Source organism: Rhodococcus sp. G-MC3, from assembly GCF_030063335.1.
Lineage (GTDB): Bacteria > Actinomycetota > Actinomycetes > Mycobacteriales > Mycobacteriaceae > Rhodococcoides.
The window spans coordinates 36,309-61,192 of record NZ_JASISW010000027.1 but is presented as its reverse complement, the minus strand read 5'-3'; the positions used below and the strand labels follow the sequence as shown (position 1 = coordinate 61,192).

Annotated in this window: 17 protein-coding genes and 9 pseudogenes; 15 read left to right on the top strand and 11 right to left on the bottom strand. The window is 63.5% G+C overall.

Translation table 11 applies throughout. The annotated features are described in order from the left end of the window. Nucleotides 1-303 precede the first annotated feature (303 nt). A pseudogene (locus QMK17_RS23045) lies at nucleotides 304-701 on the bottom strand (transposase); the annotation flags it as partial. Between the two features lie 292 nt (nucleotides 702-993). Here QMK17_RS23045 and QMK17_RS23040 point away from each other — a divergent pair. The 7 genes and pseudogenes from QMK17_RS23040 to QMK17_RS23010 all read left to right on the top strand — a co-directional run. Then, nucleotides 994-1,218, top strand: a pseudogene (locus QMK17_RS23040) (transposase); the annotation flags it as partial. A gap of 40 nt (nucleotides 1,219-1,258) precedes the next feature. Continuing rightward, nucleotides 1,259-2,745 (top strand): annotated as a pseudogene (locus QMK17_RS23035) (acyl-CoA dehydrogenase family protein); the annotation flags it as partial. Nucleotides 2,746-2,995: 250 nt separating this feature from the next. Continuing rightward, nucleotides 2,996-3,679, top strand: a complete 684-nt coding sequence (locus QMK17_RS23030; protein WP_283511620.1) for an IclR family transcriptional regulator — start codon at nucleotides 2,996-2,998, stop codon at nucleotides 3,677-3,679. 188 nt (nucleotides 3,680-3,867) lie between these two features. Continuing rightward, nucleotides 3,868-5,214 (top strand): MFS transporter, encoded by a 1,347-nt coding sequence (locus QMK17_RS23025; RefSeq protein ID WP_283511623.1) that lies wholly within the window; start codon nucleotides 3,868-3,870, stop codon nucleotides 5,212-5,214. Between the two features lie 44 nt (nucleotides 5,215-5,258). Next, a pseudogene (locus QMK17_RS23020) lies at nucleotides 5,259-5,760 on the top strand (homogentisate 1,2-dioxygenase); the annotation flags it as partial. Beyond that, nucleotides 5,753-6,016: pseudogene (locus QMK17_RS23015) on the top strand (DDE-type integrase/transposase/recombinase); the annotation flags it as partial. The pseudogenes QMK17_RS23020 and QMK17_RS23015, both read left to right, overlap by 8 nt. A gap of 145 nt (nucleotides 6,017-6,161) precedes the next feature. Beyond that, a pseudogene (locus tag QMK17_RS23010) lies at nucleotides 6,162-6,335 on the top strand (IS30 family transposase); the annotation flags it as partial. Between the two features lie 82 nt (nucleotides 6,336-6,417). Here QMK17_RS23010 and QMK17_RS23005 read toward each other — a convergent pair. Both QMK17_RS23005 and QMK17_RS23000 read right to left on the bottom strand, forming a co-directional pair. Next, a pseudogene (locus tag QMK17_RS23005) lies at nucleotides 6,418-7,114 on the bottom strand (IS6 family transposase). A 60-nt stretch (nucleotides 7,115-7,174) separates the two neighbouring features. Then, nucleotides 7,175-7,579, bottom strand: a pseudogene (locus tag QMK17_RS23000) (MFS transporter); the annotation flags it as partial. Nucleotides 7,580-7,623: 44 nt separating this feature from the next. On the opposite strand from QMK17_RS23000, the pseudogene QMK17_RS22995 reads away from it, so the two are divergent. After that, nucleotides 7,624-8,867 (top strand): annotated as a pseudogene (locus QMK17_RS22995) (IS4 family transposase). Nucleotides 8,868-10,017: 1,150 nt separating this feature from the next. On the opposite strand, the gene QMK17_RS22990 reads toward QMK17_RS22995, so the two are convergent. Further along, the gene (locus tag QMK17_RS22990; RefSeq protein WP_283511619.1) at nucleotides 10,018-10,374 is read right to left on the bottom strand and encodes a cold-shock protein; all 357 of its coding nucleotides are present in this window, start codon (nucleotides 10,372-10,374) and stop codon (nucleotides 10,018-10,020) included. Between the two features lie 542 nt (nucleotides 10,375-10,916). On the opposite strand from QMK17_RS22990, the gene QMK17_RS22985 reads away from it, so the two are divergent. Both QMK17_RS22985 and QMK17_RS22980 read left to right on the top strand, forming a co-directional pair. After that, entirely contained in the window at nucleotides 10,917-11,117 is a 201-nt protein-coding gene (locus tag QMK17_RS22985) for a hypothetical protein (protein ID WP_283511618.1), read from the top strand. Nucleotides 11,118-11,161: 44 nt separating this feature from the next. Beyond that, nucleotides 11,162-12,169 carry a DUF4192 domain-containing protein gene (locus tag QMK17_RS22980; protein WP_283511617.1) on the top strand — a complete coding sequence of 336 codons (1,008 nt, stop codon included), beginning with the start codon at nucleotides 11,162-11,164 and terminating at the stop codon, nucleotides 12,167-12,169. 87 nt (nucleotides 12,170-12,256) lie between these two features. Here the strand turns inward: QMK17_RS22980 and QMK17_RS22975 are convergent, their stop codons facing one another. After that, nucleotides 12,257-12,412, bottom strand: coding sequence for a hypothetical protein (locus QMK17_RS22975; RefSeq protein WP_168708374.1), 156 nt, complete (start codon nucleotides 12,410-12,412; stop codon nucleotides 12,257-12,259). A gap of 304 nt (nucleotides 12,413-12,716) precedes the next feature. Between QMK17_RS22975 and QMK17_RS22970 the strand changes: the two genes are divergently transcribed. From QMK17_RS22970 to QMK17_RS22960, 3 genes are read left to right on the top strand one after another with little or no spacing between them, the layout of a single operon-like run. Next, a complete protein-coding gene (locus tag QMK17_RS22970; RefSeq protein WP_283511616.1) occupies nucleotides 12,717-13,268 on the top strand; it encodes a DnaB-like helicase N-terminal domain-containing protein in 552 nt (183 codons plus the stop codon). Further along, nucleotides 13,265-13,522: a hypothetical protein gene (locus QMK17_RS22965; RefSeq protein WP_283511615.1), complete on the top strand. Its 258-nt coding sequence runs from the start codon at nucleotides 13,265-13,267 to the stop codon at nucleotides 13,520-13,522. Before QMK17_RS22970 ends, QMK17_RS22965 begins: the two co-directional genes overlap by 4 nt. A gap of 25 nt (nucleotides 13,523-13,547) precedes the next feature. Further along, nucleotides 13,548-13,883 (top strand): hypothetical protein, encoded by a 336-nt coding sequence (locus tag QMK17_RS22960; RefSeq protein ID WP_283511614.1) that lies wholly within the window; start codon nucleotides 13,548-13,550, stop codon nucleotides 13,881-13,883. 194 nt (nucleotides 13,884-14,077) lie between these two features. On the opposite strand, the gene QMK17_RS22955 is transcribed toward QMK17_RS22960, so the two are convergent. Further along, nucleotides 14,078-14,281, bottom strand: coding sequence for a hypothetical protein (locus QMK17_RS22955; RefSeq protein WP_283511613.1), 204 nt, complete (start codon nucleotides 14,279-14,281; stop codon nucleotides 14,078-14,080). A gap of 261 nt (nucleotides 14,282-14,542) precedes the next feature. Further along, nucleotides 14,543-15,031, bottom strand: coding sequence for a hypothetical protein (locus tag QMK17_RS22950; protein ID WP_283511612.1), 489 nt, complete (start codon nucleotides 15,029-15,031; stop codon nucleotides 14,543-14,545). A gap of 240 nt (nucleotides 15,032-15,271) precedes the next feature. Here QMK17_RS22950 and mobF point away from each other — a divergent pair, with 240 nt between their 5' ends. Both mobF and QMK17_RS22940 read left to right on the top strand, forming a co-directional pair. Beyond that, complete coding sequence (gene mobF, locus QMK17_RS22945; protein ID WP_283511611.1) at nucleotides 15,272-19,309, top strand: MobF family relaxase; 4,038 nt, start codon at nucleotides 15,272-15,274, stop codon at nucleotides 19,307-19,309. A gap of 131 nt (nucleotides 19,310-19,440) precedes the next feature. Then, a complete protein-coding gene (locus tag QMK17_RS22940) occupies nucleotides 19,441-20,484 on the top strand; it encodes a hypothetical protein (protein ID WP_283511610.1) in 1,044 nt (347 codons plus the stop codon). 231 nt (nucleotides 20,485-20,715) lie between these two features. On the opposite strand, the gene QMK17_RS22935 is transcribed toward QMK17_RS22940, so the two are convergent. The 4 genes from QMK17_RS22935 to QMK17_RS22920 are packed head-to-tail and all read right to left on the bottom strand — an operon-like array spanning nucleotide 20,716 to nucleotide 24,870. Beyond that, the gene (locus QMK17_RS22935) at nucleotides 20,716-21,342 is read right to left on the bottom strand and encodes a hypothetical protein (RefSeq protein ID WP_283511609.1); all 627 of its coding nucleotides are present in this window, start codon (nucleotides 21,340-21,342) and stop codon (nucleotides 20,716-20,718) included. Next, nucleotides 21,339-23,186, bottom strand: coding sequence for a type IV secretory system conjugative DNA transfer family protein (locus tag QMK17_RS22930; protein WP_283511608.1), 1,848 nt, complete (start codon nucleotides 23,184-23,186; stop codon nucleotides 21,339-21,341). Before QMK17_RS22930 ends, QMK17_RS22935 begins: the two co-directional genes overlap by 4 nt. Beyond that, nucleotides 23,183-23,377 carry a hypothetical protein gene (locus QMK17_RS22925; protein ID WP_283511607.1) on the bottom strand — a complete coding sequence of 65 codons (195 nt, stop codon included), beginning with the start codon at nucleotides 23,375-23,377 and terminating at the stop codon, nucleotides 23,183-23,185. Before QMK17_RS22925 ends, QMK17_RS22930 begins: the two co-directional genes overlap by 4 nt. After that, the gene (locus QMK17_RS22920) at nucleotides 23,374-24,870 is read right to left on the bottom strand and encodes an ATP/GTP-binding protein (RefSeq protein WP_283511606.1); all 1,497 of its coding nucleotides are present in this window, start codon (nucleotides 24,868-24,870) and stop codon (nucleotides 23,374-23,376) included. Before QMK17_RS22920 ends, QMK17_RS22925 begins: the two co-directional genes overlap by 4 nt. Nucleotides 24,871-24,884 lie beyond the last annotated feature (14 nt).

Here is a 24,884-nt window from a genome sequence, read left to right as displayed (position 1 = left end):
AAGGCACGATGGGCAATGAGGTGGAAGCCCGCGCTCAACGCGTTCGCGATCACCTTCGAAGGACGCATCACCCCGAACGGTAACTAACCGACGCCAAGGTCGGATCAACCGTTAATCGGACACTCCCCAGCGAGGACACGGGGTCGGCGGTCGATGCGTGGTGCGCCTCGGTGGTGTGGGTGTTTGACGTGAAATACGGACATCTTCCGTTTGACGACGCGGGGGTTTGCTCGGTGGGTTCGGATGGGCAGTAGTTCGCGGACGACTTCTGCTGTGACGCGGCGGTGGGCGTCGGTGTGGGTGTCAGGGGGAAAAACCCGGGTGGCTCGTCGTGCTGCGGCGAGCGTCCCGCAGGGTCCGGGTGAACGAAATCCTGTCTGGATCGCGTCCGGAATGCATTACAGATCTGATGGCGTAGTGCACGCAGAGATGTCCGTAGACTTCTCGGAGGACGCCGTCGGAGGTTTTCGATCGTAGGACCACCCTTGGCCCGCGCTGGTGGGTTTTCGCTCGTCGAATGCGGTCTCGATTTCCCATCGCTGGGCATACAGTTCGGCGACCTCGTCAGCGGGTTCGTCCTGCGGGTCGGTGATCGTGGTCAGCAGGCAGTAGGTGCGTTGCTCGACGTCGTTGATCGCAGTGTCGGTGCTCGTATCGGGATCGGTGGTGTCGAGGGTGTATTCGATGACGCGGACCGCGACACCGTCGCGGTCGTTGCGGCGTGCGGTCGTGCCAGGATAGATGTGTGAGGCGAAAGATCCATCGGCGTAGCGTGTCTCGACGGGCAGTATGGCGTTCGACTTCATTCGCCACACCAGCAATGGGCGCAGCAACAAGCCGCACCAGCCATCGACGTTCTCGTCGAAGCGGTCCGCAAAGCGCGGCAATACACGCAGGTCGGAGACAGCCCCTCCGGTGACGATGGCGTGCCTCCGGTGAACGAGGCCATCGTGTTTTAGAGTCCTGTTGCCCGTAACCTGGGCGGATAGGAAGATGAGAATTATGGCTGGACGGAAGCGGAACTCCGCTGAGGACATCGTGCGCAAGCTGCGCAGAGCCAACGAGCTCACCGCGGCGGGCAAAACGCAGGAGGAGATCGCCGCCGAACTCGAAGTCTCGGCGGCGACGTTGTACAACTGGCGCCGCCAGTACGGCGGCATGGACACCGACGCCGCGAAGGAACTCAAGGACCTGCGCGAGCAGAACGGCCGGCTCAAACGTCTGCTTGCGGATGCGGAGTTGGAGAAGGACGCGTTAGCACGACGCCGCGCTCGCAAACACTGTCGTTCCCGAGTTTCGGCCGTTCGAGCGCGTTGGCAACCGTATCGACGAGGTCGAATTTCACCCCGCTTACCACCGCATCATTTCCGCTGCCGTGGCGCACGGAGCGCACACCGCCGCATGGGCTGACCCCAAACCCGGCGCCAACGTGGCCCGCGCTGCCACGTTCATGCTCTTCGCCCAGGTCGAGCCCGGGCACTCCTGCCGATCTCGATCACTCACGCCGTGATTCCGTCTCTCGAGATGCAGCCGGACGTGGCCGCTCACTGGGTGCCGCGAGCGCTCTCGCGCAGTTACAGCGGCACGTTGGACCTACCCGGAAAGGGGTCCGCGCTCTTCGGTATGTCGATGACCGAAAAGCAAGGCGAGTCGGATGTTCGGTCCAACACCACCGTGGCGAAGCCCGCGGGTCGCGGCGGTGCCGGTGCCGATTATCTGCTCACCGGCCACAAATGGTTCTGTTCCGCGCCGATGTCCGATGCGTTCCTCGTCTTGGCTCAAGCAGAGGGTCCTGTAGGGTCCGGTCTGTCGTGCTTCCTGTTGCCTCGTGTCCTCCCCGACGGGGAACGAAACGCCTTCCGCATCCAACGGTTGAAGAACAAGCTCGGCAACAAATCTAATGCGTCGTCCGAGATTGAGCTCGACGGCGCGGTTGCCTTGATGATCGGTGAGCCCGGACGCGGTGTCCGCACCATCATCGAGATGGTCTCGCAGACCCGGCTCGACTGCATCCTGGGCAGCGCCGCCGGGATGCGACAGTCGGTCGCGGAAGCTCTCTGGCATGCCCGCCACCGCAACGCGTTTGGAGTACTCCTCTCCGACCAGCCGGCGATGAAGTCGGTTCTCGCAGACCTGGCCCTCGAATCCGAGGCCGCCACCATCACCGCGCTTCGCCTCGCCCGCGCTCAAGATAACGACGCCGACGACCACGAGAAGGCGTTCCGGCGACTCGCCACCGCGGTGGCAAAATACTGGATCTGCAAACGTGGTCCGCACCACGCCTACGAGGCACTCGAATGCCTTGGCGGCAACGGTTACACCGAGGACTTCCCGCTGGCGCGTCGGTATCGCGAGCAGCCGGTGATGGCCATTTGGGAAGGATCGGGCAACGTCATAGCGTTGGACGTGTTGCGAGCCATGACCCGTGAGCCTGATTCCGTCGTCGCCTTCGACCACGAGGTAAACCTTGTCCGCGGCAATAATCCAGTTCTTGATCAGCATCTGAACCGGGTTCGCCAGCAGGTGAGAGAACTTGCCGCGACTCCCCCCGCGGATTCTCAGCTCGGCGCCCGCGCCCTGGCCGAAGCGATGGCACTCGCGTTACAAGCGTCGCTGATGGTTCGCTATGCACCCCCCGCGTCAGCGGATGCGTTCATCGCCGGGCGCCTCGGGCAGGATCGTGGGCATCAATACGGGACTTTGCCAATGGGAACGGTATTCGACGAGATTCTCGGGAGAGCGTGACAACTTCAGACACGCCGCAGTCATCCAAACGATCGTCGGTAAGCATCAGCCACGTGTCTTCTGTCGATGCACACGGAACTCTGCACTGCCAATGAGGTCGCGTGAGGACAGCCACCAGAAGCCCAAGACATATGGCCCGTTTTCAAGCGCTCGAGGAGGCTGGAATTGCAGTTCACGCCGCGCGGGTGGGTGTGACGCGGTCCGCGGTCAGTAGGGTGTGCAAATACACCCAAACTGTTTGGAGTCGCCCATGAGTACCTTGCAGACTCTGGATCGTGGGCTGCGCGCACTCGAACTGATCGCAATGTCGGCGGATGGAATGTCGGTCGCGGACCTTGCGAAAGAGCTCGACGTTCACCGCGCGATTTGCTACCGAATCGTGACGACTCTCGAAGAGCGGTCGTTCGTTGCACGCTTGGACGACGGCCGAATCAGGCTCGGCGCCGCGACGGCGGTGTTGGCCGCGCATTTTGCTCCTCAACTCTACGGTGGCGCCGCACCAATCCTGCAGACTCTGGCCGAAACAACACGTTCGAGTGCTTTCCTCTCCACAGCGCAAGGAAGCGAGTGCGTAGTGATGGCAGTTGCCGATCCGCCCACCAGCATCATTCGAGTCGGGTACCGCGTGGGCAACCGACATCCGCTTACTCAGGGGGCGACCGGGATCGCGATCCTCGCTCTGCGGCCGCCCGAGCGAGGCGAGCCGGATTCGGTGAAGCAGGCGCGCGTCGACGGGTACATCGTCACTCGTGGTCAGATCGAACGCGGGACGGTGGGAGTGGCGGCGGGCGTGCAACTCGCGGCAGGCCCTCACGTCGCATCGAGCGTGCAGTTCAGCGTCGGTGTGGTAGCGATCGATGGCCTCGACACCGGAGCGGCCGCCACCGCGGTGGTCTCGGCGGCGCGCAAAATAGGCGACCTGCTGTCCGCGTAAAGCCTCGCCGCCGCCTACCGTCGACCCATGGTGTCGACGGTTTTTTTGTGTGAACTGCTTGTTCTTCGTAGTGATTCGGGTTACCTTTGTTGTGCGTAGAACGAACAATGTGTGCGTTAAAAGTAAACTGACACATCAGGGTCCGAGGGTCCTGATCCAAGGGCTTCGAAGGAAACATCGTGGAATCGATATCAGGACCAGCGACGGTGGCACCGGTCGCAAAGGGAACGTCGCGTGATCGTGGCTTCAGGCGGGTGCTCGCCGGCGGCATGGCCGGCGCCGTCCTCGAGTGGTACGACTTTGCGATCTACGGAATCCTCGCGGCGACCGTGTTGGGCCCGTTGTTCTTTCCCGGCTCCGACGGAACCGTGAAGCTGTTGTTGGCATTGGCAACTCAGGGGCTCGGCTTCGTGGCCCGCCCGCTCGGCGGTGTGCTGTTCGGGCATCTAGGTGACAGGTTCGGACGCAAACCGATGCTGGTCGTGACGTTCCTTCTGCTAGGTGCGTCCACCGCCGCGATCGGCCTTCTACCCACGTACGGGCAGATCGGGATCTGGGCCACCGTGTCGCTGCTGGTCCTTCGGTTGATCCAGGGCTTCGCGCTCGGCGGTGAATTCGGTGCTGCCGTCCTCTTGGTGAGCGAACACGGCGAAGCCAAGCGACGTGGGTTCTGGGCGTCCTGGCCGCAGGCCGGTGCACCCGCGGGTACGGTCCTGGCCACCGTACTCGTGTCCCTGCTCATCTTTTTCCTGCCGGATGCCCAATTCGACAGTTGGGGTTGGCGTCTGGCGTTCCTCTTCGCAATTCCGCTGCTGATCATCGGATTCTGGATCAGGCGCGGTGTCGAGGAATCACCGGTCTTCCTTGCAGCGCGCGCGAAGGCCGAGCGTACGGCGGTGAATCCGGAAACCCCAGTGGCGCATGGCTCCAGTATCGCAGCAGCACTGGTGAACCCGCGTGCCGTGCTGACCGGCGTCGGTGTCCGTCTCGGTGAGAACGTGGCGTTCTACCTCTACACCATCTTCGTGATTGCCTATGGAACGCAAACCCTCGACTTCGGCCGCGGAGAAATCATTCTTGCCGTGACCTTCGGTTCGATTCTGCAGTTCATCGGAATGCTGGGCGGAGGCGCGTGGTCCGATCGCGTCGGCCGCAGAGTTGCCATGATCGTGCCTGCTGTAGGACTTGCGATCTGGGCGCCGATCTTTTTCTGGCTGATGCACTTCGAAAGTCTTCCGCTTCTCTATCTCGGTGTGTGCGTCGGAACGCTCCTGCACGGGATGCTCGGCGGACCCGAAGCGGCGTTCATCGCGGAGCTCTTTCCGACAAGTCATCGTTACGCGGGCGCCTCGCTCGTGTTCCAGGGATCGTCGATCATCGCCGGAGCGCCCGCACCGCTGATCGCAGTCTGGCTCAACGACAGATACGGTGTCGGATCCGTCGTCGCGTATCTTTTGATCACCATCGCGGTGACCTTGACGGCACTGGTGCTCAGTCGTGAGACCAAGGGTGTCGATCTGTCGACCATTCGGTGAGCGAATAACACCATCACATCACCTCCTGAGAAAGCGGACTTCACGTGGCATATTACCGGCAACTCGGTGCCGTTCCACCGAAACGGCACACCCAGCACCGCGCACCAAATGGGTCGCTGTACTTCGAGGAACTGATGGGTGAGGAAGGATTCTCCTCCGATTCCTCGCTTCTGTATCACCGACACATTCCCGCGGCCATCGTCGACGCATCCGTGTGGGACCTTCCCGATCAGAGCACGACCCCGAATCACCCGTTGATTCCGCGACATCTGTTGTTGCACAACCTGTTCCCAAACGACGTCGTTGCCGGAACAGATGTCGTGACCGGACGCCGGTTGATTCTCGGTAACCCTGACGTGCGAATCTCCTACGTCGTCGCCGAAAAGGTATCACCGCTGTATCGAAACTCGATCGGCGACGAGATGGTGTATATCGAATCCGGCTCTGCGGTCGTGGAAACGGTGTTCAGCGCGGTGACCGGTTGAACCGGCGACTACGTCCTCATTCCCCGATCGACAACACACCGGTGGATACCGGAAGGGCCGGTCCGCCCGGCCACGACGACCTCGTCGACCGTCAGTTCACCGCAGAGGCCGCGGACACGCTGTGGCTCACCGTCATCACCGAACACCGCGCCGACGAAGGCAAGCTCTACCTCTGCGCCATCAAAGATGTGTGGTCCAGCAGGATCGTCGGCTACTCGATCGACTCCCGAATGAAGGCCTCGTTGGCGGTGTCCGCATTGACCAATGCTGTGGCGCAACGCGGCTCGGTTGGGACGATCGTACATTCCGATCACGGGGTGTAAGGCGGATTCAACTGGTCGTCGCAACACCCTGATCTCGGAGGTGTGCGACGTGGCTACGGCAGACTGGAGCAAGAAGGCCAGCGATGTTCCAGAGGGGGCTCGTCGGCAGTGGCGTGCTGATCGTGCGCTTCGGCCAGCGATGCGTTCGCCCGGGCGGCCGGAGCCCTCGCGGGCGGTGCAACGTCAGTTCTGGCGATTGATCGCGACGGGGATGACAACTGCGGAGGCATCCTTGGCGGTCGGCGTGTCGTGGCCGGTCGGGCCTCGGTGGTTCCGCCACGCTGGGGGCATGTCACCGATCAGCCTGCTGGAGGCACTGTCACATTAGTCGAAAAGCGTAGCAGCGAAGCCTGTTTGGGGCAGGCTGTTACAGGACACCGCCGGGCTGTTTACTTTCAGGCGGCGTCGGTCGTCGTGAGTTCCTGCCAGATCGTGAAACGGTCGGCGATCTCGGTATACCATTCGGATGCCGAGAGGCGGTGTCGGCCGGGTCGGAAATGCGGCGAAATGCCCGAGAAGGCGGACAGGAAGCGTTGCGCGTGCCCGACCGAGGTGAACCGTTTCATCGCATGTTCTCGCTGCCTGGTGGGTTGGTGCGAGTTCTCGGCCCGGTTGTTCAAGTATTTCGATCGGCGATGCTCGACCGAGGCCAGCAGTTCGCGGTGCGCGACCTGGTAGCTGCCGAGCTTGTCGGTGACGATCACCCGCGGCACATACCCCAAACCCTTGAGCAGCTTACGGAAGAATCGCTTGGCGGCGTTGCCATTTCGTCGGGACTGGACCAGCACATCGAGCACGTTGCTATGCTGGTCGACCGCGCGCCACAGATAATGCTGGCGGCCATTGATTCGGATGAACACCTCGTCGAGGTGCCATTTGTCACCGGATTGTGGGCGTCGGCGGCGCAGCTCGTTGGCGTAGGCCTGCCCGAACTTGGCGCACCACCGCCGGATCGCCTCGTAGCTGACCATGACACCGCGTTGCAGCATCATCTCCTCGACTTCGCGGAAGCTGAGCGGGAACCGGAAGTACAACCACACGCAGTGGTTTGATGATCTCGACCGGGTAGCGGTGGCCCTTGTACGACGGCATCGGGGTGGTCACGCCATGGATTCTGCCAGTTTGCCGACTTCAACAACGTGACAGTGCCCATCACATAGCATGATCCTTTGATTCCGACAGTTTGATCGTGCAAACGAGGCTGAGCACTGCCAATGCGGACAGCATGACACCGATGGCGATGGATCCGAACGCGTCTGTCAATGGTGCCGCCGCCAAGGGCGGTATCGCTCCACCGAGAATGGCTGAGAGGTTGTATGCGAGCCCGGCGCCGGTGTACCGGTGGCGCGTTGCGAGCAGCTCGGGAAGCAATGCGCCCGTTGGGCCGTACGCAATTCCCATGATCAGCAACGTTCCTACAACCCCCAGTCCGAATGCGAGCTTCGACCCGGTATCGAGAATGGGGAACAGCACCAAGGCCCAGACGATCGCCAGCGCACATGAGGTCATAATGAACTTGCGCCGCCCGATGCGATCGGAGTAGAGGCCAGATAAGACCCAATACCGTTTACTTAGAATGACATGGATGTTATTCTCAATTCATGCCACGTGTGGGATGGGTGAAACCGGATGATTCTCAGCGGTTGACGGATCACATTTCCTTGGGTGTGTTGACGCGGGTGTTTCCACCGGAAGTAGTCGACGAGGTGTTGGTTGAGTGCGGTCGTGTGGAGCAGCGGTCACGATTGTTGCCGGCGCGAGTTGTGGTGTATTACGTTCTGGCACTGGGATTATTCTCCTCCGATTCGTACGAGGAGGTGATCCGCAAGTTGGTTGCAGGTCTCGAGTGGGCGTCGGGCTGGTCGCACCAGTGGACAGTTCCGACGAAAGCGGCACTGTTTCAGGCTCGCAAACGATTGGGGTCCGAGGCGCTGAAGGTGTTGTACGCCCGGGTTGCTCAACCGTTGGCCGATCGCAATGTCGCAGGCGATTTCTATCGTCAATGGCAGCTGACCAGTATTGACGGGTTGACCTTGGATATACCCGACACCGCCGTGAATGTCGAGTATTTCGGTCGGCCACCGTCCTCGCGTGGCGGTGGACGTGGTGGAGCATTCCCGCAGGTTCGCGTCCTGGGCCTGGCCGAGTGCGGCTCCCACGCGATCATCGACGTGGCAGTGGGGACGTACAAGCAGGGCGAGCAGACCCTCACCGAGTCGGTGACCACATCGATGACAGCCGGGATGCTGGTGCTGGCCGACCGGGGCTTCTTCAGCTACTCCCTATGGAATCGATGCGCCGGGACCGGAGCCGATCTGGTGTGGCGAATGAAGTCGAACGCGATACTGCCCGTCGAGACACGCTACGCCGATGGATCTTTCGCCTCACACATCTATCCTGGTACGACCGCGCGCCGCAACGACCGCGACGGTGTCGCGGTCCGCGTCATCGAATACACCCTCGACACCACCGATCCCGATACGAGCACCGACACTGCGATCAACGACGTCGAGCAGCGCACCTACTGCCTGCTGACCACGATCACCGACCCGCAGGACGAACCCGCTGACGAGGTCGCCGAACTGTATGCCCAGCGATGGGAAATCGAGACCGCGTTCGACGAGCGAAAACCCACCAGCGCGGGCCAAGGGTGGTCCTACGATCGAAAACCTGCGACGGCGTCCTCCGAGAAGTCTACGGACATCTCTGCGTGCACTACGCCATCAGATCTGTAATGCATTCCATAGCAAGCGGTTCTGGGCGGGATCCAGACCGGCTTTCGTTCACCCGGACCCTAAGGGCCGCTCGCCGCAGCACGACGAGCCACCCGGGTTTTTCCCCCTGACAACCACACCGACGCACATCGCCGCGTCACCGCAGAAGTCGTCCGCGAACTACTGCCCACCCGAACCCAACGAGCAAACCCTCGCGTCGTCAAACGGAAGATGTCCGTATTTCACGTCAAACACCCACACCATCGAGACGCACCACGCATCGACCACCGTCCTCGTGTCCTCGCTGCACAGTCCTTACCGTCTCCGTAAGTAAACGGTATTGGGGCTAAGACAGCCATTCGACAGTCGTCTTCGCTAATTTACGGAGAAGTTCCGTGGGACGATCCCCTCGTGGAGGATGTGGCGCGACTTGAGCTGAAATTGTCAGGAGTGGTCGCGCAGGTGCGGGACGACGGCAAATTCTGTGTCCTGCGATCAGACCGCCTGCACTGGGCCTCCGATCCACGATCGGGAGCGTGGGGCGAACGCATTGACAATCGCGATTGTCGGTCTCGCAGAGGTGACGCCCGGCGACTCCGATCGGCCGTCGTGGTGGGCCATCGGTGGTAACGCCGCGGTTGATGTTCGCCTCGAAGACGGTGCGAAACCGGCAGTTCACCACCTCGCTCACCTGTGGATCTGCGAATGGTCCAGCATGTGCCAGCCGGCTTTCATCCAACGATCGGACCATCCCGGTTCTGACGATATTCGATTTCGTCGTCTCGCACACTTCCGCCGACTTACCCTGGCGCACTCTAGCCGTTCGTACTTCCGGCGCGGACTGCCGATTACATCGTACGCAATCAGCGTGGACCTTCGACTAATCGCGCACGACACCCTGGCGAGAAATACTGCACGTTTCGAATACTGCACATCCGCCAGTCGAAAGGGTACCGGTGGCGCCTCAGTAATGTCGTTACCAGTGCTGGAGCCTTCAGCCCTTCGGCGTCGCCGACTGAGAAGTGGCGTTCGACGCATCAAAGTTGCATTCAGTCCTGGACCACGATGGGCCGACGGTGGAGTCGGACGGCCGCAGTCCTGAGGAAGTGCGGGCGCGCAGTCAAACGTCTGGGTGACTGGTTGTGCAGATCGCTCGAGAAAACTGCCCCCCATGACGCCATACGGCCCGAGTCCTGCTCAGCCTCAGCATGATCAGATGCATTTCGGCCAGGAATGAGTTCAAGAATCACGCGGACAGCGTGGGGGCGGCCAACGGGAGCCCTACTTTCCCGTTACGGAAATCGCGCGGTATCGGTAACCGTCTTGGTTGCCGCCTGGGTACTTCGCCCCGAGATCTTCGAACTCGAGGGCGACGTCCTGTCCGGCGGTCAAGGTTCGGAAGCCTCTGCCTGCAACGTCGGAATAGTGGACCCAGCAACCGCCGGGCGTGCGATCAGAGGCGATAACTCCCGACCCTTCCTCTGGGTGCCAGTCTTGGACCGTTCCGAGTGTGTGTTCGCTCGTTCGTGGGGAAGGTGGTTCCGACGGTAGCTGTGGTGTGGGTACCTCGCGCCTCGTACCGTCCTCGGTGATCTCACACGACCTGATCACGATGCCGGGGTGCTTGCGCTTGCTCATCTACTCATTGTCCCCCTGGACGGGCATCCTCCTGAAGGACTGCGAACACGAGCTGAAGGCTCGCCATAAAACGGAGCGGACGACTGCCGACCTCGCCGCTTGCTCTAAATCGGCAGGTGCTGCGCAGTACGAGAGCTTCACGGCCGTTACGAATGCAGGGAATACCGCACATTTCCAATGCTGCTTCAGAGGTGGCTTTATGTGCTGGACGTACTCGTGTCGATTCGGTCTGTCGTGGTGCAAGCCGTCCCTGGGGCGTCCCCATGCATTGAGCTGCGCTTCGCTCCGCGCTAGTGAAGAGCAAATTTCTTTCGGCGCATCTGGCTACAGGCGAGCTTGCCTCCGCCGTGCCCGCCGCCGCAACCACTGGCGGCTGACGCCGGCACAAGGCCCCAAAACTCTCAAAGCGCCTTCGGCTGAGACTTTCCGGTCCAGCAGTTGCACCGTCGGGCACGTCGGCGGCCTTCTCTTCTTACGCCAGATGAGGCGAAAGAAATTGGCAGGGCGAAGGTCCGGTCACCGTTTGAGCAGGAAGGGTCGCCATGAGCAACATCGATCGTTTGGACCGAGCACTCGCACAGATCACGCAGGCCATCAGTCGCCTCGACGCAGCAATGTGCAGCGGACTCACCATCGACGTCACCGACCTTTGCCAGACGCTCGCAGCCTGGGACACCGAAGCGCGAGAGCTCGGAGCCACCGAACAGCAGATCGACGACGCACAACTCGCCGGCATTTCCTGATTCCGCGGGCGATCCCACCACATCATCGATGAAAGGCACGGACCATGAGCGACCCCACCACATCCCGCGTATACATCAGCTCCGCAGCAAGCATCGTCGCCGCATTACCTGCAATGATCGGCTTCACCCCGCACAATTCGATCGTTGTCATCTTGCTGGCCAGCGACACCGCACGAAAGGCACTAGTGCGAGCAGTAATTCGGTCAGACTCGGCCGGCGGTCAGACATCCGCCGCCGATATCGCCGCCGCGGCATCACGCCAGCACGCGGACTCCGCGATCGTGATCGCAGTTGCCGAACCCAGCGCGACGGTTCAGGCGCTCGACGGAGTCGACGCAATCAGCCAACATCTCACACAGGTCGGAATCGATGTCCACGCCGCGCTGCATACATTCGAAGTGATAGCCGGTGCACTCTTCAGCGACCTGGGGACCGGCCACGTAGGTACGATCCCGGACCCGACCATCAGCGAAGTCGCTGCAGCGCAGGTACTGTCGGGACGCGTCATCGAGTCCACGCGAGACGCACTGGTACACCGATTTGCCGAAGGAACGGAGATTCCCGAATCGGTCGGGCTGCAGGCAGCGGTCCGGCTCGGAGACGACTTCCTCGCAGTGACCTTCGAAGAACTAGCAGCGACGGTCTACGCGCGGGAGATCCCCAGCGACGACGTGTCCGCGCGCGTCGGAATCACCCTCAGCGGATCCCCGCTCGACGTTCGGGACGCGTACTTGCGGCTGGCGGTCTACGGCGAGGAGTCGGCACTCGATGTCATGACGCACGTCGCGCGAGGCTTGCGAGGAACTGCACGCGCTCAAGCGCTGACGATTGCCGGATACTTCGCTTACCTGGGAGGTGACGGTGCTTCGGCGGGAATAGCATTCGATGCTGCCCAGAATGCTGCCGGGACAGCGGGGGAGACGGTGCCATCGTTCACGGTCTTGCTGGATCGAGCGCTACGAGCAGGGTTCGAACCCGAGGACTGCGCGAGCTCATCCCGGACGCGGACGTCGTCGAGGAATCGACAGGCGCTCGACTGCCCGGATGAATGAGTGGCTACCAGCGGGCGGGTGCAGACAAGTGCGCGCCCGCTGGTGCGCAGCGACTCACCGCCTGCTGAGGAGCGATCCGCACCGGAATCAGTCCGGCAGTGCCAAACGCACAAAAATCAGATCGACCAGGCTGGACGCCCCCGCCGGGGCACGTCCGAACCAGCCTCCCGTTCCGCCGGGCAGACGATCCTCCGAAATCTCCAGAGAATCGGACAGTTGCTGTTCGATGATCGATCGCGTCACGGCCGCAATCGTAGCGGGCTGAATCGAGACGGCACAGAGCCATCCGTAAAGGCTGCATTTCCCAAACATGTAAGGCGTGTGTCGCACTGAAGGAAAATCCATTCAGCTCGATAGCAAAAATTAACTAAAAGTGTTGATCCACAGTCCATTAAGGTCCACCGCGGTATCCCGTGAATGTAGGTATATCCAAATACTGAACCCGGCGATACAGTAAGAATTACGGCGCCAATGAGAAATTCAAAACAGTTGCACGTCAACGAAACCGAGTCATCGTCCCCATCAATATCGAAAGGAGTGGGCCGACGTGACCGCTCTGCATGCAGTGTCCTTCGAGCCGTCCGAAAATTCCGCTGAGGAACTTGTCGAAGATTTGACCGACAATCCTGAGACTGCACCCGAGGCCCTGGCTGTGTGCGCGTTGATGTGGTCGAATGACACGGTCGAGAATCGCCGCATCGCAGCGGCATTGCAGGCGAACGACTTCCTTGAACCCGCCTACCGCCAGCTCTACGGCGTTGCGCAGGACTTGATCCTCGCGTCAGCGCCTCACGACCCGGCGAGCGTGCTGAGCGTGCTCGTTCGTTCGGGATCGAGCGGTCACAAGGGCGCGTTACTGCGGCGGGCACTGACAAACGTCACGACCGCCAATGCGTGCGGTGCGTCGGCAAGTGACTACGCCGGGATGGTCCTGTCGGAGGCTTATCGCCGCAGCTTCCACGATGCCGGTCTCGCGATCACTCAGATGGCTGAGGAAGCGCCGGAGGAGCAACTGTTCGAGCGCCTCGTCGAGATCGGGCGGGCGCAGCGCGACGCAATGAACCGCATCGACGCCTTTCGAACCGGTACGACGCTATGAGGGCCGACCGACCGCCCCTCACCTCCGCAGCGACTCTGCGGCTCACCGAGGAGGTAGCCGAGGGGCTCGAACCGGATGTCATCGACGACCTGGCTGCCGGCCAAACACTCGATTCCGACATGCAGGCCGGCCGGTCATTGCATGACGCCGCTGTTGCAGCCGGCTACGCAGACCCTGCCGCTCGAATCCTCGTCGCCCGCTACCGCACATTCCTCGACGAACAGGCGCATCGCGATCAGCTGCCGCTGTTCTGAACCCATTTCACAGAAGGACACTGTCATGCACATCCGGATCGACACCGATCGCGGCGCACTGTTCGGCCCGAACTTCTCCGAGACACTCGACTACTTCTTCGGCGAAACCAATGACGTCTGGTGGGACTGTCACCGACTCACCGCCGGGTATTCCAGCAGTCGGGTGATTGAGACGACCGCTATACGTGTACGTCACAACGGCGGAATGGTGGTCGCGGCCCGCGTGGCCGCTAGCCGCGTGGTGTCCGCTGTGCCCCCGGACGCAGCGCGATGCCTCGACGGGCGATTCGCTGCCGGTACAACGTGGTGCCCGCAACTTCCGCGCTGGGTCTACGAGTGGGCGCAGCCACTGCTGATGTGAGTACAACCCGCAGGCAACGCAGCACCGGCGTGGTGCCGAGTTGCCTGCGGCCTATGAGCGCACCCGTGTACTGCGTGCAGCAGTCGCACACAGTTGTCGTGTGATGTTGGCGCCACATCACCACGGGACGCGCGATCGAACAACCGGTGCACAGCGGCTCACCCATCGAAGATCGCCCCGGAGACCGTCGGGCCTTAGAACGAGCTGCGCAACGCACTCGACGCAACGCCGAACACGAGAGCCAGTGTGAGAGCGACGAGTGCCACGACGAGTTTGAACGACCACATGACGACAAGTCTGGTTGCACGCAACGGTGCGAAATGCCATCCCGATTCCGATGCCCCTGCATGAGCCAACGCTGCGGTGAACACGACGGCGACGACGATCAGTCCGATCATGTGATCTACCTCCGTTGAGTTAGCTTCACTGTGCAGTGAACTCTGGGGGTCCGACAAGGTCGCTCGAACACTTTCGGAGATTGCGCGCGAATGTTGCTGCACGATTGTCACAGGCAGTCGGCATGGCCGTCGCCAAACATCCCAACCGACGGGATGAGACCACACGGCGGATGGAAGTCCCGCATGACTGGATCTTGCACTGCCAGTGTGTGTTGCATTCGATTCCTACGTCACTCGCGGACGGGTCGTGCTTTGCCCACGCTACGCAACGTCCCTGTCGGATCTGCGCGCATCGCCGGCCCTCGAATCGGCTGGGCGTCCCGGATCTGGGCTGGTGACTGAACCGCGCGCTCCGGTATCTGCCTCGGACTCCGACGCGGCGAGATCGTTCCCGGCGGTGGGAGATTGAGCCGATCTGATCGATCGAATCAGCTTGGTCGCCTCGGCAACAGGGAGATCCACCAACGATGCTATGGCGTTGTAGGTTTCGCCCCAGTCTTTGAGCGACGCTAACGCCGCCACCCGGCGGCTCCTCGCGTCTTGCAGCTTCGTCTGCGCGGCGCGGTGAAGCTTCGCGATCTTCTCGGCGAGGTCGTCCTCGATCTTGTCCTCGTCTCGGGTGGCATCGAAATACGCCACCAAGTCGTCTTCCTGTTTCTTCAGGCGCGCCCGCGCATCCGCTAATCGCTGAGCATTCGCTTTTCGTGCTCGGTCCCGCGCGCTCGATGGCGATCTCGTGTGGTGGTCCATGGCGCCAGGGTACGTCCGAAAGCAGAAACGGCAAGGAGTTTTCACCCACCGCAACACCGCAAAACCATTATTTGCGAACAGCTTTCGTCCCCCTCAGTCCATGGCAGTTCCCGCAGTCCCATTTCGCTGCGACAGTCACGATCCGACAACATTTCGCCGACGCTCAATTTCACGAACCAAACTCCACACACCTCTTGCACTACTAGTGACTATGGGGCGCATAGCCTTTAAGGTGGCAGCATGATGACCGTCCACGCTCTGCACGCGGGAGACGGCTACACCTATCTCACACGTGAGGTGGCAACTGGTGACGCTGCGCGGCAACGCAGTCAAAATCTGACCGACTACTACACGGCTGAAGGCACACCGCCGGGTCAGTGGGGTGGCCGGGCGGCCGACGAACTCGGGGTGTCAGGCGAGGTGCGAGAGGATCAGATGAAAGCTCTGTTCGGAGAGGGCTTACACCCCGAAGCCGACGCTTTAATCAACGAGTCGGTTGCGAACGGAGCCACCGCGCAGGGGGCGGTCGACGAGGTCCGGCTCGGCCGTAAGTTCGCGAGCTTTCGTAACGAGGTTCCTTTGATGAAGCGCACACGGGGTGAGATCGAGCGGCAACGCAAGGCGACAGGGAAGACAGTCAGCGCGAGCGAGTGCCTGCAGATCCGTTACCAAGTGGGCGCGGATGAATTTCACCGTGAGGTCGGGCGATCCCCGGCGAGCGAAGCAGAGCTGCTTCGCTACATCGCCTCCCAACAACGACGCGAACGCCAGCCCGTCGCCGGCTACGACTGCGTGTTCACCCCCCAGAAATCTGTGTCGGTGCTCTGGGGCCTCGGCGACGAGAAGACCAGCCTGGCGATCGAACGGGCCCACAATGCTGCGGTCACCGACGCCATCGGTTGGGTCGAAAACAATGCGTCCTATACCCGTGTCGGCAAAGCGGGCGTCGGACAGATCGAATCGACCGGGCTGATGTACACGCGGTTCGATCACCGGGACAACCGCAACGGCGACCCGAACCTGCACACCCACGTCGCGATTTCCACCAAGGTTCAAGGCGTAGATGGCAAGTGGCGCAGCCTCGACGGGCGCGTTCTGCACAAGCTTGCTGTCGCTGCCTCCGAGCGCTACAACACCCTCATCGAGGAGTACGTCACCCGCGAAGTCGGGGCGGTATTCCACGACCGCCCCGGCACCGGTATCGACAAGAGACCGGTTCGCGAGATCGACGGGATTCCGGCCGAATTGCTGCGCGAGTTCTCGCGCCGCGACGCGATCGAGCGGCGGCTCGAACAGCTCGTCGGCGAGTATCGCAGGACGCACGGCAAAGACCCCTCGACCGCCATCCAAATGCGGTTGGCGGACAAAGCGACGCTGGAAACCCGCGAAGACAAAGCGCCGCCCAAAGCGCTCGGCGCGCAACGCACGGAATGGCGAGAGCGAGCCATCGACGTCGTGGGCACACGCCGCCTGCGCGCCGCGCTCGGCGACAGTGCCGGGCACAGCATCCGCACCACCGACGGTTCGGACATCGACCACGACGAACTGGCACATCGGGTCATCGCCCGAGTCTCCCGGCAGCGTTCGAGCTGGAACCGCTGGCATGTCCAGGCCGAAGTGCAACGCCAAATGCGGACACTGGTGTTCACCACCGCAGACCAGCGAGAGAGCGTCGCCGAACGCGTCACCGAGTCGGCCCTCGGTGGACACTCGATCCGCCTCACCCGGCAGGTCGACGCCGCCCCGGCCGCGCTGCAACGCAGCGACGGTGCCTCGGTCCTGACCGTGCACGGCAACGAGACCTACACCAGCGCCGCCATCCTCGACGCCGAACACCGGCTCGTGGCTGCAGCCCACACGCCCACCGCAGTCATCGCGAACACGCACGTCTACCACGCGGGACTCGCCGCGCACACCCAACGCAAAGGCTGGGAACTCGGCGCCGACAAGAAAGCACTCGTCGAGCACTTCCTGTTCTCCGGAAACATCATCGCCGCCGGCGTCGGACCTGCCGGCACCGGCAAGACCACCGCCATGCGCGTCGTCGTCGACGCCTGGCGCGGAACCGGATACGACGTCATCGCCCTCGGCCCGTCCGCGAAAGCGGCCGGCGTCCTCGGCGGCGAACTCGGCGTCACCGGACGCACCATCGCCGATGTCCTCACCCGCCACGACAACGGACTCGACACCGGCATCACAGCGGGCGCGATGATCCTCGTCGACGAAGCTGGAATGGCCTCCACTCACGACTTGGACCGTCTCACCCGCGCCGCGGCCCGACACGGCGCGATCATTCGGCTCCTCGGCGACCCTCAGCAGCTCGCGGCCGTCGACACCGGCGGAGCACTGCGCTTGATCGCGCGCACCAGCTCGGCCCCGGAACTCGTCGACGTGCACCGGTTTCAGAACAAAGAAGAAGCCGACATCTCACTGCGGCTGCGAGAGGGGGACACCTCCGTTGCAGCGTGGTACGCCGCCAAGGACCGCGTGCAACACGGCATGGCCGACGATCTCGCCGAAAAAGTTTTCACCGCCTGGTCCGCCGATGCGGACACAGACCAGACGTCATTGATGATTGCCAGCAGCAACACCACAGTCCGCGACCTCAACGACCGCGCCCGAACCGACCGCCTCGCCAAAGGACTCGTCGGGCGCGGTGGAAACGATCTCTCCGATGGCCTGCGCGCCAGCGCCGGCGACCGAATCGTCACCCGCCGCAACGACAACACGCTGCGACCGGTCGGCACCCGGGGTGAACGCGTCCGCAACGGGGACCTGTGGACGGTCGATACTGCTCACCACGACGGTTCACTGTCGGTACGCCACGTCGATCATGGTGGCCGCATTCGCCTGCCCGCCGGCTACGTCGAGCAGTACTGCGAACTCGGCTACGCCGCCACCATCCACCGCTCCCAGGGCATGACCGTCGACACCGCCCACGTCCTCGTCGACGACACCATGAACCGCCAAAGCCTCTACGTCGGACTGACCCGAGGTCGCACCGGCAACAACCTCTACGTCCCGATCGACCGCATCGTCGACCCGCACCTGATCCACGTGCACCCGGACAAGAAGATCGCCGACGAAGTGGTCCGCACCATCATCGGCCGCGACGGCGCCGACGTCTCGGCCACCGAACAGCAACAGGACGCGGCGGTCGCGCACCGCAAGCTCGACTACAACGTCGGCGGCTACGACTACGCGAGCGAACTCATCGACGCGCACCGCATCGAAGCGATCGTCCGAGACCAGATGGGCACCGCTCTCGCGGAAAAGATGATCGGCGAAGCCGAATGGGATTCGTTCGTCCGCCAGTACCGGCGCACCGAGCAACTCGGCCTCGATGCCAGCCCTACCCTCGCCGCCGCGCGTGGTCAGCGTGAACTCGGCACCGCCGACTCGGTGTCAGCGGTGATGCACTGGCGACTGGAAAAACACATCGACGACGGCGCCGAGGAAATGGCTGCCTGGTCCGCGACGCTGGCACCCGAGATGCGCCGCCAATTCGGCGAGCACGCCGAGACACTCCTCACCGACGACGCCGCATGGCCCGACCTCGCCGCGCACCTACGTAACGCCGAACGCGCAGGCAAGGACCCACGCGCCGGCATCGTCGAACTCCGCCGCGGTGTGGACGGCGCCGAACCCACAGCCGGCCAGCTCCTCGACGAGGCCGAACGACGGTGGCCACTGGGACGCGATGCCCGAGACCACAGCGCACCGAGCTGGGTTCTGCCGCCCATGCAGGACCGCGACGGTGTCGATCCCGAACTCCTCGACTGGAGCAGGCGCCGCTACAGCGAGATCGCCGAACGCACCCGCGAACTCGGTCAACAGGCCGTCGACGATCAACCCAGCTGGACCACTCATCTGGGCGAGCTCCCCGACTCCGGCGGGGACCGCCTGCGCTGGCAGATCACCGCCGGGCAAGTCGGTGCCTACCGGGAGCAGTTCGGTATCGACACCGACCGCACCCTCATCGGTGATCGACCCGAACACGGCGACGCATCACGGGCGTGGGATCACGTCAACGCCCGCGTCCAGCAACTACCCGCCCGCGCCCCGGCCGCCGCACGCGCCGGCGACGGCGCAACAGCGACACCCGATCCCGCAGCGGTGCATCCGGATCCGATCGTGGCCACCGATCGTGCCCGGAGAGAAGCCGCCGAGCAACATGCCGCCCAGCAACGCCGCGCGGCCGAACAACGCAAAGCCGAACGACGCGAACAACTCCGCCAGCAACAAGCGCGGCGGCCGAACCGCGGTCCGCGGATCTAGACCCACCGGCCGCCCACGACCCCTCACCGCCAGAAGCAGCACCCAGCAAGAAGAACCACCCAGCCAGAAGATCCACGCCGTGCGCGTGCCAGCACTGGTTCGCGTTCTCGTTCTGAGTGAGGAGCTGGGCAATGGCCCGAAATATCAACGCAGACGACCCGTACGAACTCTCACTATTGCAGTACCGACGCACCGGCATTTTGCAGATCGATTCACCGTACCGGGAGTCGGCGCTACCCGATGGTCGTGTTCTGACCGCATGGACGAGCCGGGCACAGCTGGGCCCAGAACTCTATGAGTACGTCGAGGAAAGGCTGGAGGTCGACAGAAGTAGTCCTGACTTCCCCGGACCTGGTGAGCTCAGCCAGGCGGCCTTTCACGGATACGTCGCGTGGCCGAATCTGGAACCCGATGCCCTGTGGCAGTTCGCACCGGGTCCAGAGGAACTTGCAGCTGATCTGCTCCGGGAGCACGGCGCAACCATGCCAGCGTCGATGCGTCACGACCTGTACGCGGACGCCACCCTCGCCCACTACGGCGATCTCCACGTCGACCACATCGGGGCCGTGTTCCAGATGGAGGCGATGCGCCGCGACACCGCCGCGGTGCAACTCACCGAGCCCGCTGAGCGAGCGATGACAGCGGGGAGCCACCTCGCAGTGCTCGAGGACTACAACCGCGTTCTGATCGACGACTTGGCCGCACGGCGCGCGGACACCAGGCAACGAGGGTGCTCACCGCACGAGCTGGTCGGCGCGCAATCAGCCTCCTGGACCCAGCAGGTTCGGGTTCACGAGCTCCGACCGTGGCCTGGCGGAGAACAGGCCAACCGCGCACTCAACGAACTTCTCGGTACCAGAGCCACCTTCGAAAACGGGTCCGCCGGCAACTCGTGGGACAACCACGACACGCTTTACGATCTCGAACAGAACTTCTCGACGAATATGTCTCGGGCGAGAATTGACGACTGGGGAAAACACCGGTCGCACGCAGCCGCGCCGCCGCGACAAGCTGAGATCGCGGCGCGGACGCAGACGATCGATCGCGGTATCCGCCGCGAACCAAAGCAGGCATCGACACCGCACCCGCCCGACGCCGCGGCTGCTGTACGCCGACAACACCGCATCGATACCGCGCCCCCAACGATGATCGATCACCGCCGCCCGTCCATGTAGAAACCGAGAAACAACGAATGCACCAGCCTTTCTGCGGGGCTGGTGCATTCGCTGTTGGTGGCCACCGATCACGTCAGTGCAATCCGGGCGGGTGGATCTGCGCCGCGTGAGCGGTGGCCGGCGGGGCGGCACCGTCTGTGCACTTGCTGGTCCCCACTGGCGTATCCGGGCGGGATGCACGCCTGGGGGGAGCAGCGAGGTCGGTGCCGGCCCGCAGCTTTCTGGTGGCCGCTAGGTCGCGGGTGTCCACGCCCCGAGTCGGGTGTTGTAGGTCCAGTCGATGTCCTCGAACGTCACGGCACTGTCGGGATCGGCGGGGTCGACCGGTTCGGCAAGACCGGCGTCGATGGCCATCTCCATATCCTCCGCCCTGATACTGCGGACCTCCTCGGCGCCGCTGATGTCGGTGACCGGCCCCGGCGCGGCGGGTGTCGGCGCCGGTCTCCCCGCGATGTCGGCGGCCACGAAGTCGTCGAGACCGTCGAGGGTGGTCGGCGGGGTCGAGCGATGCTCGCACCGAGTGTGAGTGCAGTTCTCGAAATCGGTGACCGCTTGCAGTCGGTGGATCACTGGCCAGAACCACTGGGTGTGCCAGGCGGTGAGATCGTCTCGGTATTCGTCGCCGCGGTAGTAGGCGTCGGTCCAGGCCGCCATCAATGCCGTCAGCTCTTCGACGACAGGGCTGTGCCGGTACCAGCACGGCGGGATCTTCGTGTCGAGCTCGTAGCGGCCGCGGATCCAGGTTGTCCAGTCGATCAGATCCGCCCACAGCTGGCGGGACTGCTCCGAGTCGAGATAGCGCCAGGTGAACCGGGACGGTGCAAGCTCGGCGGTCTCGGACTGCGCGGGCGCGGTCACGAGATCTCCGTCCCGTCACTGACCTTGTCGAGAACTATTGCGCCGGAGCCCCGTTCGCGGCGCGGGACGGTCCGAGAACCGGCGATGTCGCCGAACACCGATTGTGAGCGGAGCACCGCCGCACGGGTGTCCTTGTCGTCCCACACCGACGGCAGGTGCACCAGGATCGGCGGTGCTTGGCGGTAGATCAACAAGGCGTGATCGGGTTCCATCTGACGGATCTGAGCGGGCGTCATGATCGGCACTTCCCGCAGGTTCGGGCCGCTCTGCTTGTTGCCGGAGGGTTGCCATTCGAACCGGTCGCCGAGCATCCTCGAAATCGACTGCAATTCCTCTCCTTTGAGGCCGGGAAGGATCAACCGGGCGGGGGAGTTGTCGGCGAACATCTTCCCCGCCACCGGACCCCACCGGAGCTTGTTCTGCTCTTCGTTGTGGGCGTAGGCGTGAATGGTGATCCCGCGCCCACCCGAGTCCGACATCAGATCCGGCAGCCCCGGAATCGGTGCGACGTTGTTGACCTCGTCGAGCTCGAAACGAATCGGCGGATCGAACCGGCCCCCCGGCAAGGTCTGCGAATACCGGTCGGCGAGATAGTGCACCTCGGTGGCCAGGGCGGCGATGAACGGTGCTGCGGAGTTGTCCTTGCCCTTCGACACCAGATACAGAGTGTCGGCGCCGGAGCGAATGAAATCCTCGACGTCGAACGACTCACTCATCGGAACGTCGATGGCGCGCATCAGCGCCGGGGAAGCGAGGGGCGCGAGAAGCCTGCTCGCTGCGCCGATCATGTCGTCGGAGGAGTCGGATCCGGAGTCGAGGATCTGGGCGAGTTCGGTTCCCCAGCCGGGCATCGAGCGGGCCAGGATCGCGCGCGGATCGCGGCCTTTACGGGAGTTGACCCACGTACGCAGCGATTCGACGCCGGCCCCGCTCACCGCTGCAGCGTGCAGATAGCAGCGCAGCAGGACGACGGCTTTGTCTTCCCAGTAGCCTCCGTTGGTGGTATCTCCCATCGGCATCGCCGAAACCAAGCCTTGTGCGCGGCGGATCGCGACGTCCGGATCTTGGCAGCCGGAGAGGATCGACCACCGGATCGGGGACGGCCATCCGGTGATGTTCTCCGGATCGAAGATCGACACGTCGCCGAGGCTGTCGCGGTGCTCGTAGGTCGCCGAGATCAGATCCACTTTTGTGGAGGTCACCACCAACGGGCCGGGAGCATCCATGCATCGCTGGTAGGCCACGCGCCAGGTCTTACCCGAACCGGTGACACCTTCGGTGAGCAGGCAGTCGTTCTGCTTGAGGTAGACCGTGCGGTCGGGGTCGCCGATGTTGGCGCCCAGAGCGATCGCTACCTCGGCGGCGTCGAGGGTCGATGCCCGTGTGCCTGTCAGTGATGCGCGGGTGGCGACTGCCGCTGTGCGAACACTCTTTTCGTCGATACCGGCGCGGGCCAGGTCTTTTCTGGTGGCGAAGCCGCGTTCGCCTTGCCGGCGCCGGAACTGGTGGTCCTCGATCTCGGAGCTGATCCACACACCCACCGCGGCATACAGAGCGCCGAGCACGAGGATGCAGGTCCACGTCACCCAAGCTGATCCTGGCTGCGCGCCGGCCGGCCACGCCGCCGCCGGATCGCCGGGGTGAGCGGCGAGGCCCGCGAAGATCGCCAGCAGCTCGCGCCCGTTGCCCGGCATGGCCAGTACCCTGCCTGAGACGAGCGAGGACACCAGTCCGCCGCCGGCGACCGCGAAGACGAGGCCGGCGGCCAGCGAACCGAACACCCACACTTCGGATGCGATGAGCGGCTCGCTGGGCCGCGCCGGCGGGGTGTGTGTTGCGGTCATCGGCGAAATCCTTTCTTCGGGGCGCCGGGTTTGCTGCCGGAGTCGAGACCTTTGAGGGCAGCGGCTTTCGCGATCAGCACCGTCCAGGTCACCAGAGCGTCATGCTCAGTGCTTATCGGTGCCTTTGATGCCTCGCGATCCGCGGCGGCAGGGATCGAGTAACGCGGGGGATGGGTCGGTGGTGGGTTCATGCTGGGCGTGCCCCTTTGACGGCTTCGTCGGTGTTGGTCAACGTGATCTCTTCGGGGGAGCGGGCGTGTTCCATCAAGATCGGGTCGGCGGAGCCGATCTTGACCAGGCATTCGCCTTGGCCGAGGCCCATGATGATGTCCACCGATCCAGGCGGCAGGTGATACATCTCCGCGGTCTCGCGGGCGTCGTCGAAGCGTTCCTGCGCGAACAGGAACACGATCCCGGCCTCCTGCATCAGCGCGCGGGCGGGGGAGTCCTTCGACATGTCGGAGGGGTGATGGAACGCCGATACCGTCGACAAGCCGAGCCCGCGTGAGAGTTTCATGTTCGAGCGGAAGACGCCGCCGGTGGAGCCTTCGGCGACGTGCCAGCCCTCCTCGACGATGAGGATGGTCTGCTTGGACACCGAGGAGCGTGCGGCGAGCAGGTTCGCCAACCAGGTGTTGATGACCGTCATCACCACCCGCAGCGCCGGGCCTTCGGTCGGCAGGGCCGAGACGTCGAAGTGCGCGAACGGATGCTCGAGCGCCTCTCGCACCTCCGGGGAGGTCTCGGCGTCGACGAGCCCTTTGAGGTCGCGGTCGACGAGCCGCAGCAGCGCCAACCCCGGTTCGTAGCCCCATTCGAGGGACCGATCCGCCCACCGCCCGCCGAAATAGCCGCCATCGTTCTCGTGCGGCTCGACAAGCCTGCGGGCGAGGTCCTCGAGGACCGGTGCACGGCCGGAGAGCGCGGCGTCCTGATTGACCAGCTCCAACTGTCGACCGACCGCGCTCTTCTCCGAGGTCGTCAGGGGCCGTTCCATCGTGTCCGCGAGCACAGCGAGCACGAGGGCTTCCTGGCCTGCCGGGGTGACGCCGTCGAGTCCGCCGGCATGTTCGCCGCCGGTGGTGATGGCGGGATCGAGCAGGTTCAGCCGCGCGCCTCCGCCGCCGGTTTTGAACCGCACCGACTCGACACCGAGCGCGCGGGCGAACACCGAGTATTCCCCTTCGGTGCCTTGGCGTTTCTTGTCGATAGCGACCACCTGGCGGCCGAAGATCATCTGCCGCCAGAAGAACGCGGTCTTGATCAGCGAGGACTTTCCTTTGCCGATGTCGCCGACGACGCAGACGTTGATGTTGGAGATGTCGGTGCCGTAGAGCTCGAACGGGTCGGTGATCACCAAATCCTGTGAGATCCGGTTGAGTCCGGTCGCGGGGCCTTGATGGCGGACGTTGCGGCGGCTGATCGCCAGATTCAATGCTTCACTCTGCCGTGTGGTGGTCCACGCCCCCTCAGTGCGCGGCTCGTACCAGCCGTAGCGGTCGAGGAGCTTGAACCGTTTCGGGGGTTTGCGGCGCGCCACCTTCCGCGGGATCTGCGCGGCGGCGTCGATCACGGTGTTGCCGTCGCCGAGCAGATCGCGGCCGGAGCCGCCGAACAGGCGGCTGCGGGAGCGGTCAGGCTGCGCGGTGTGGGCGGGGGGCCGGTGTGCGGTGCGCTGGCTCATGTCGGGTTCTCCTG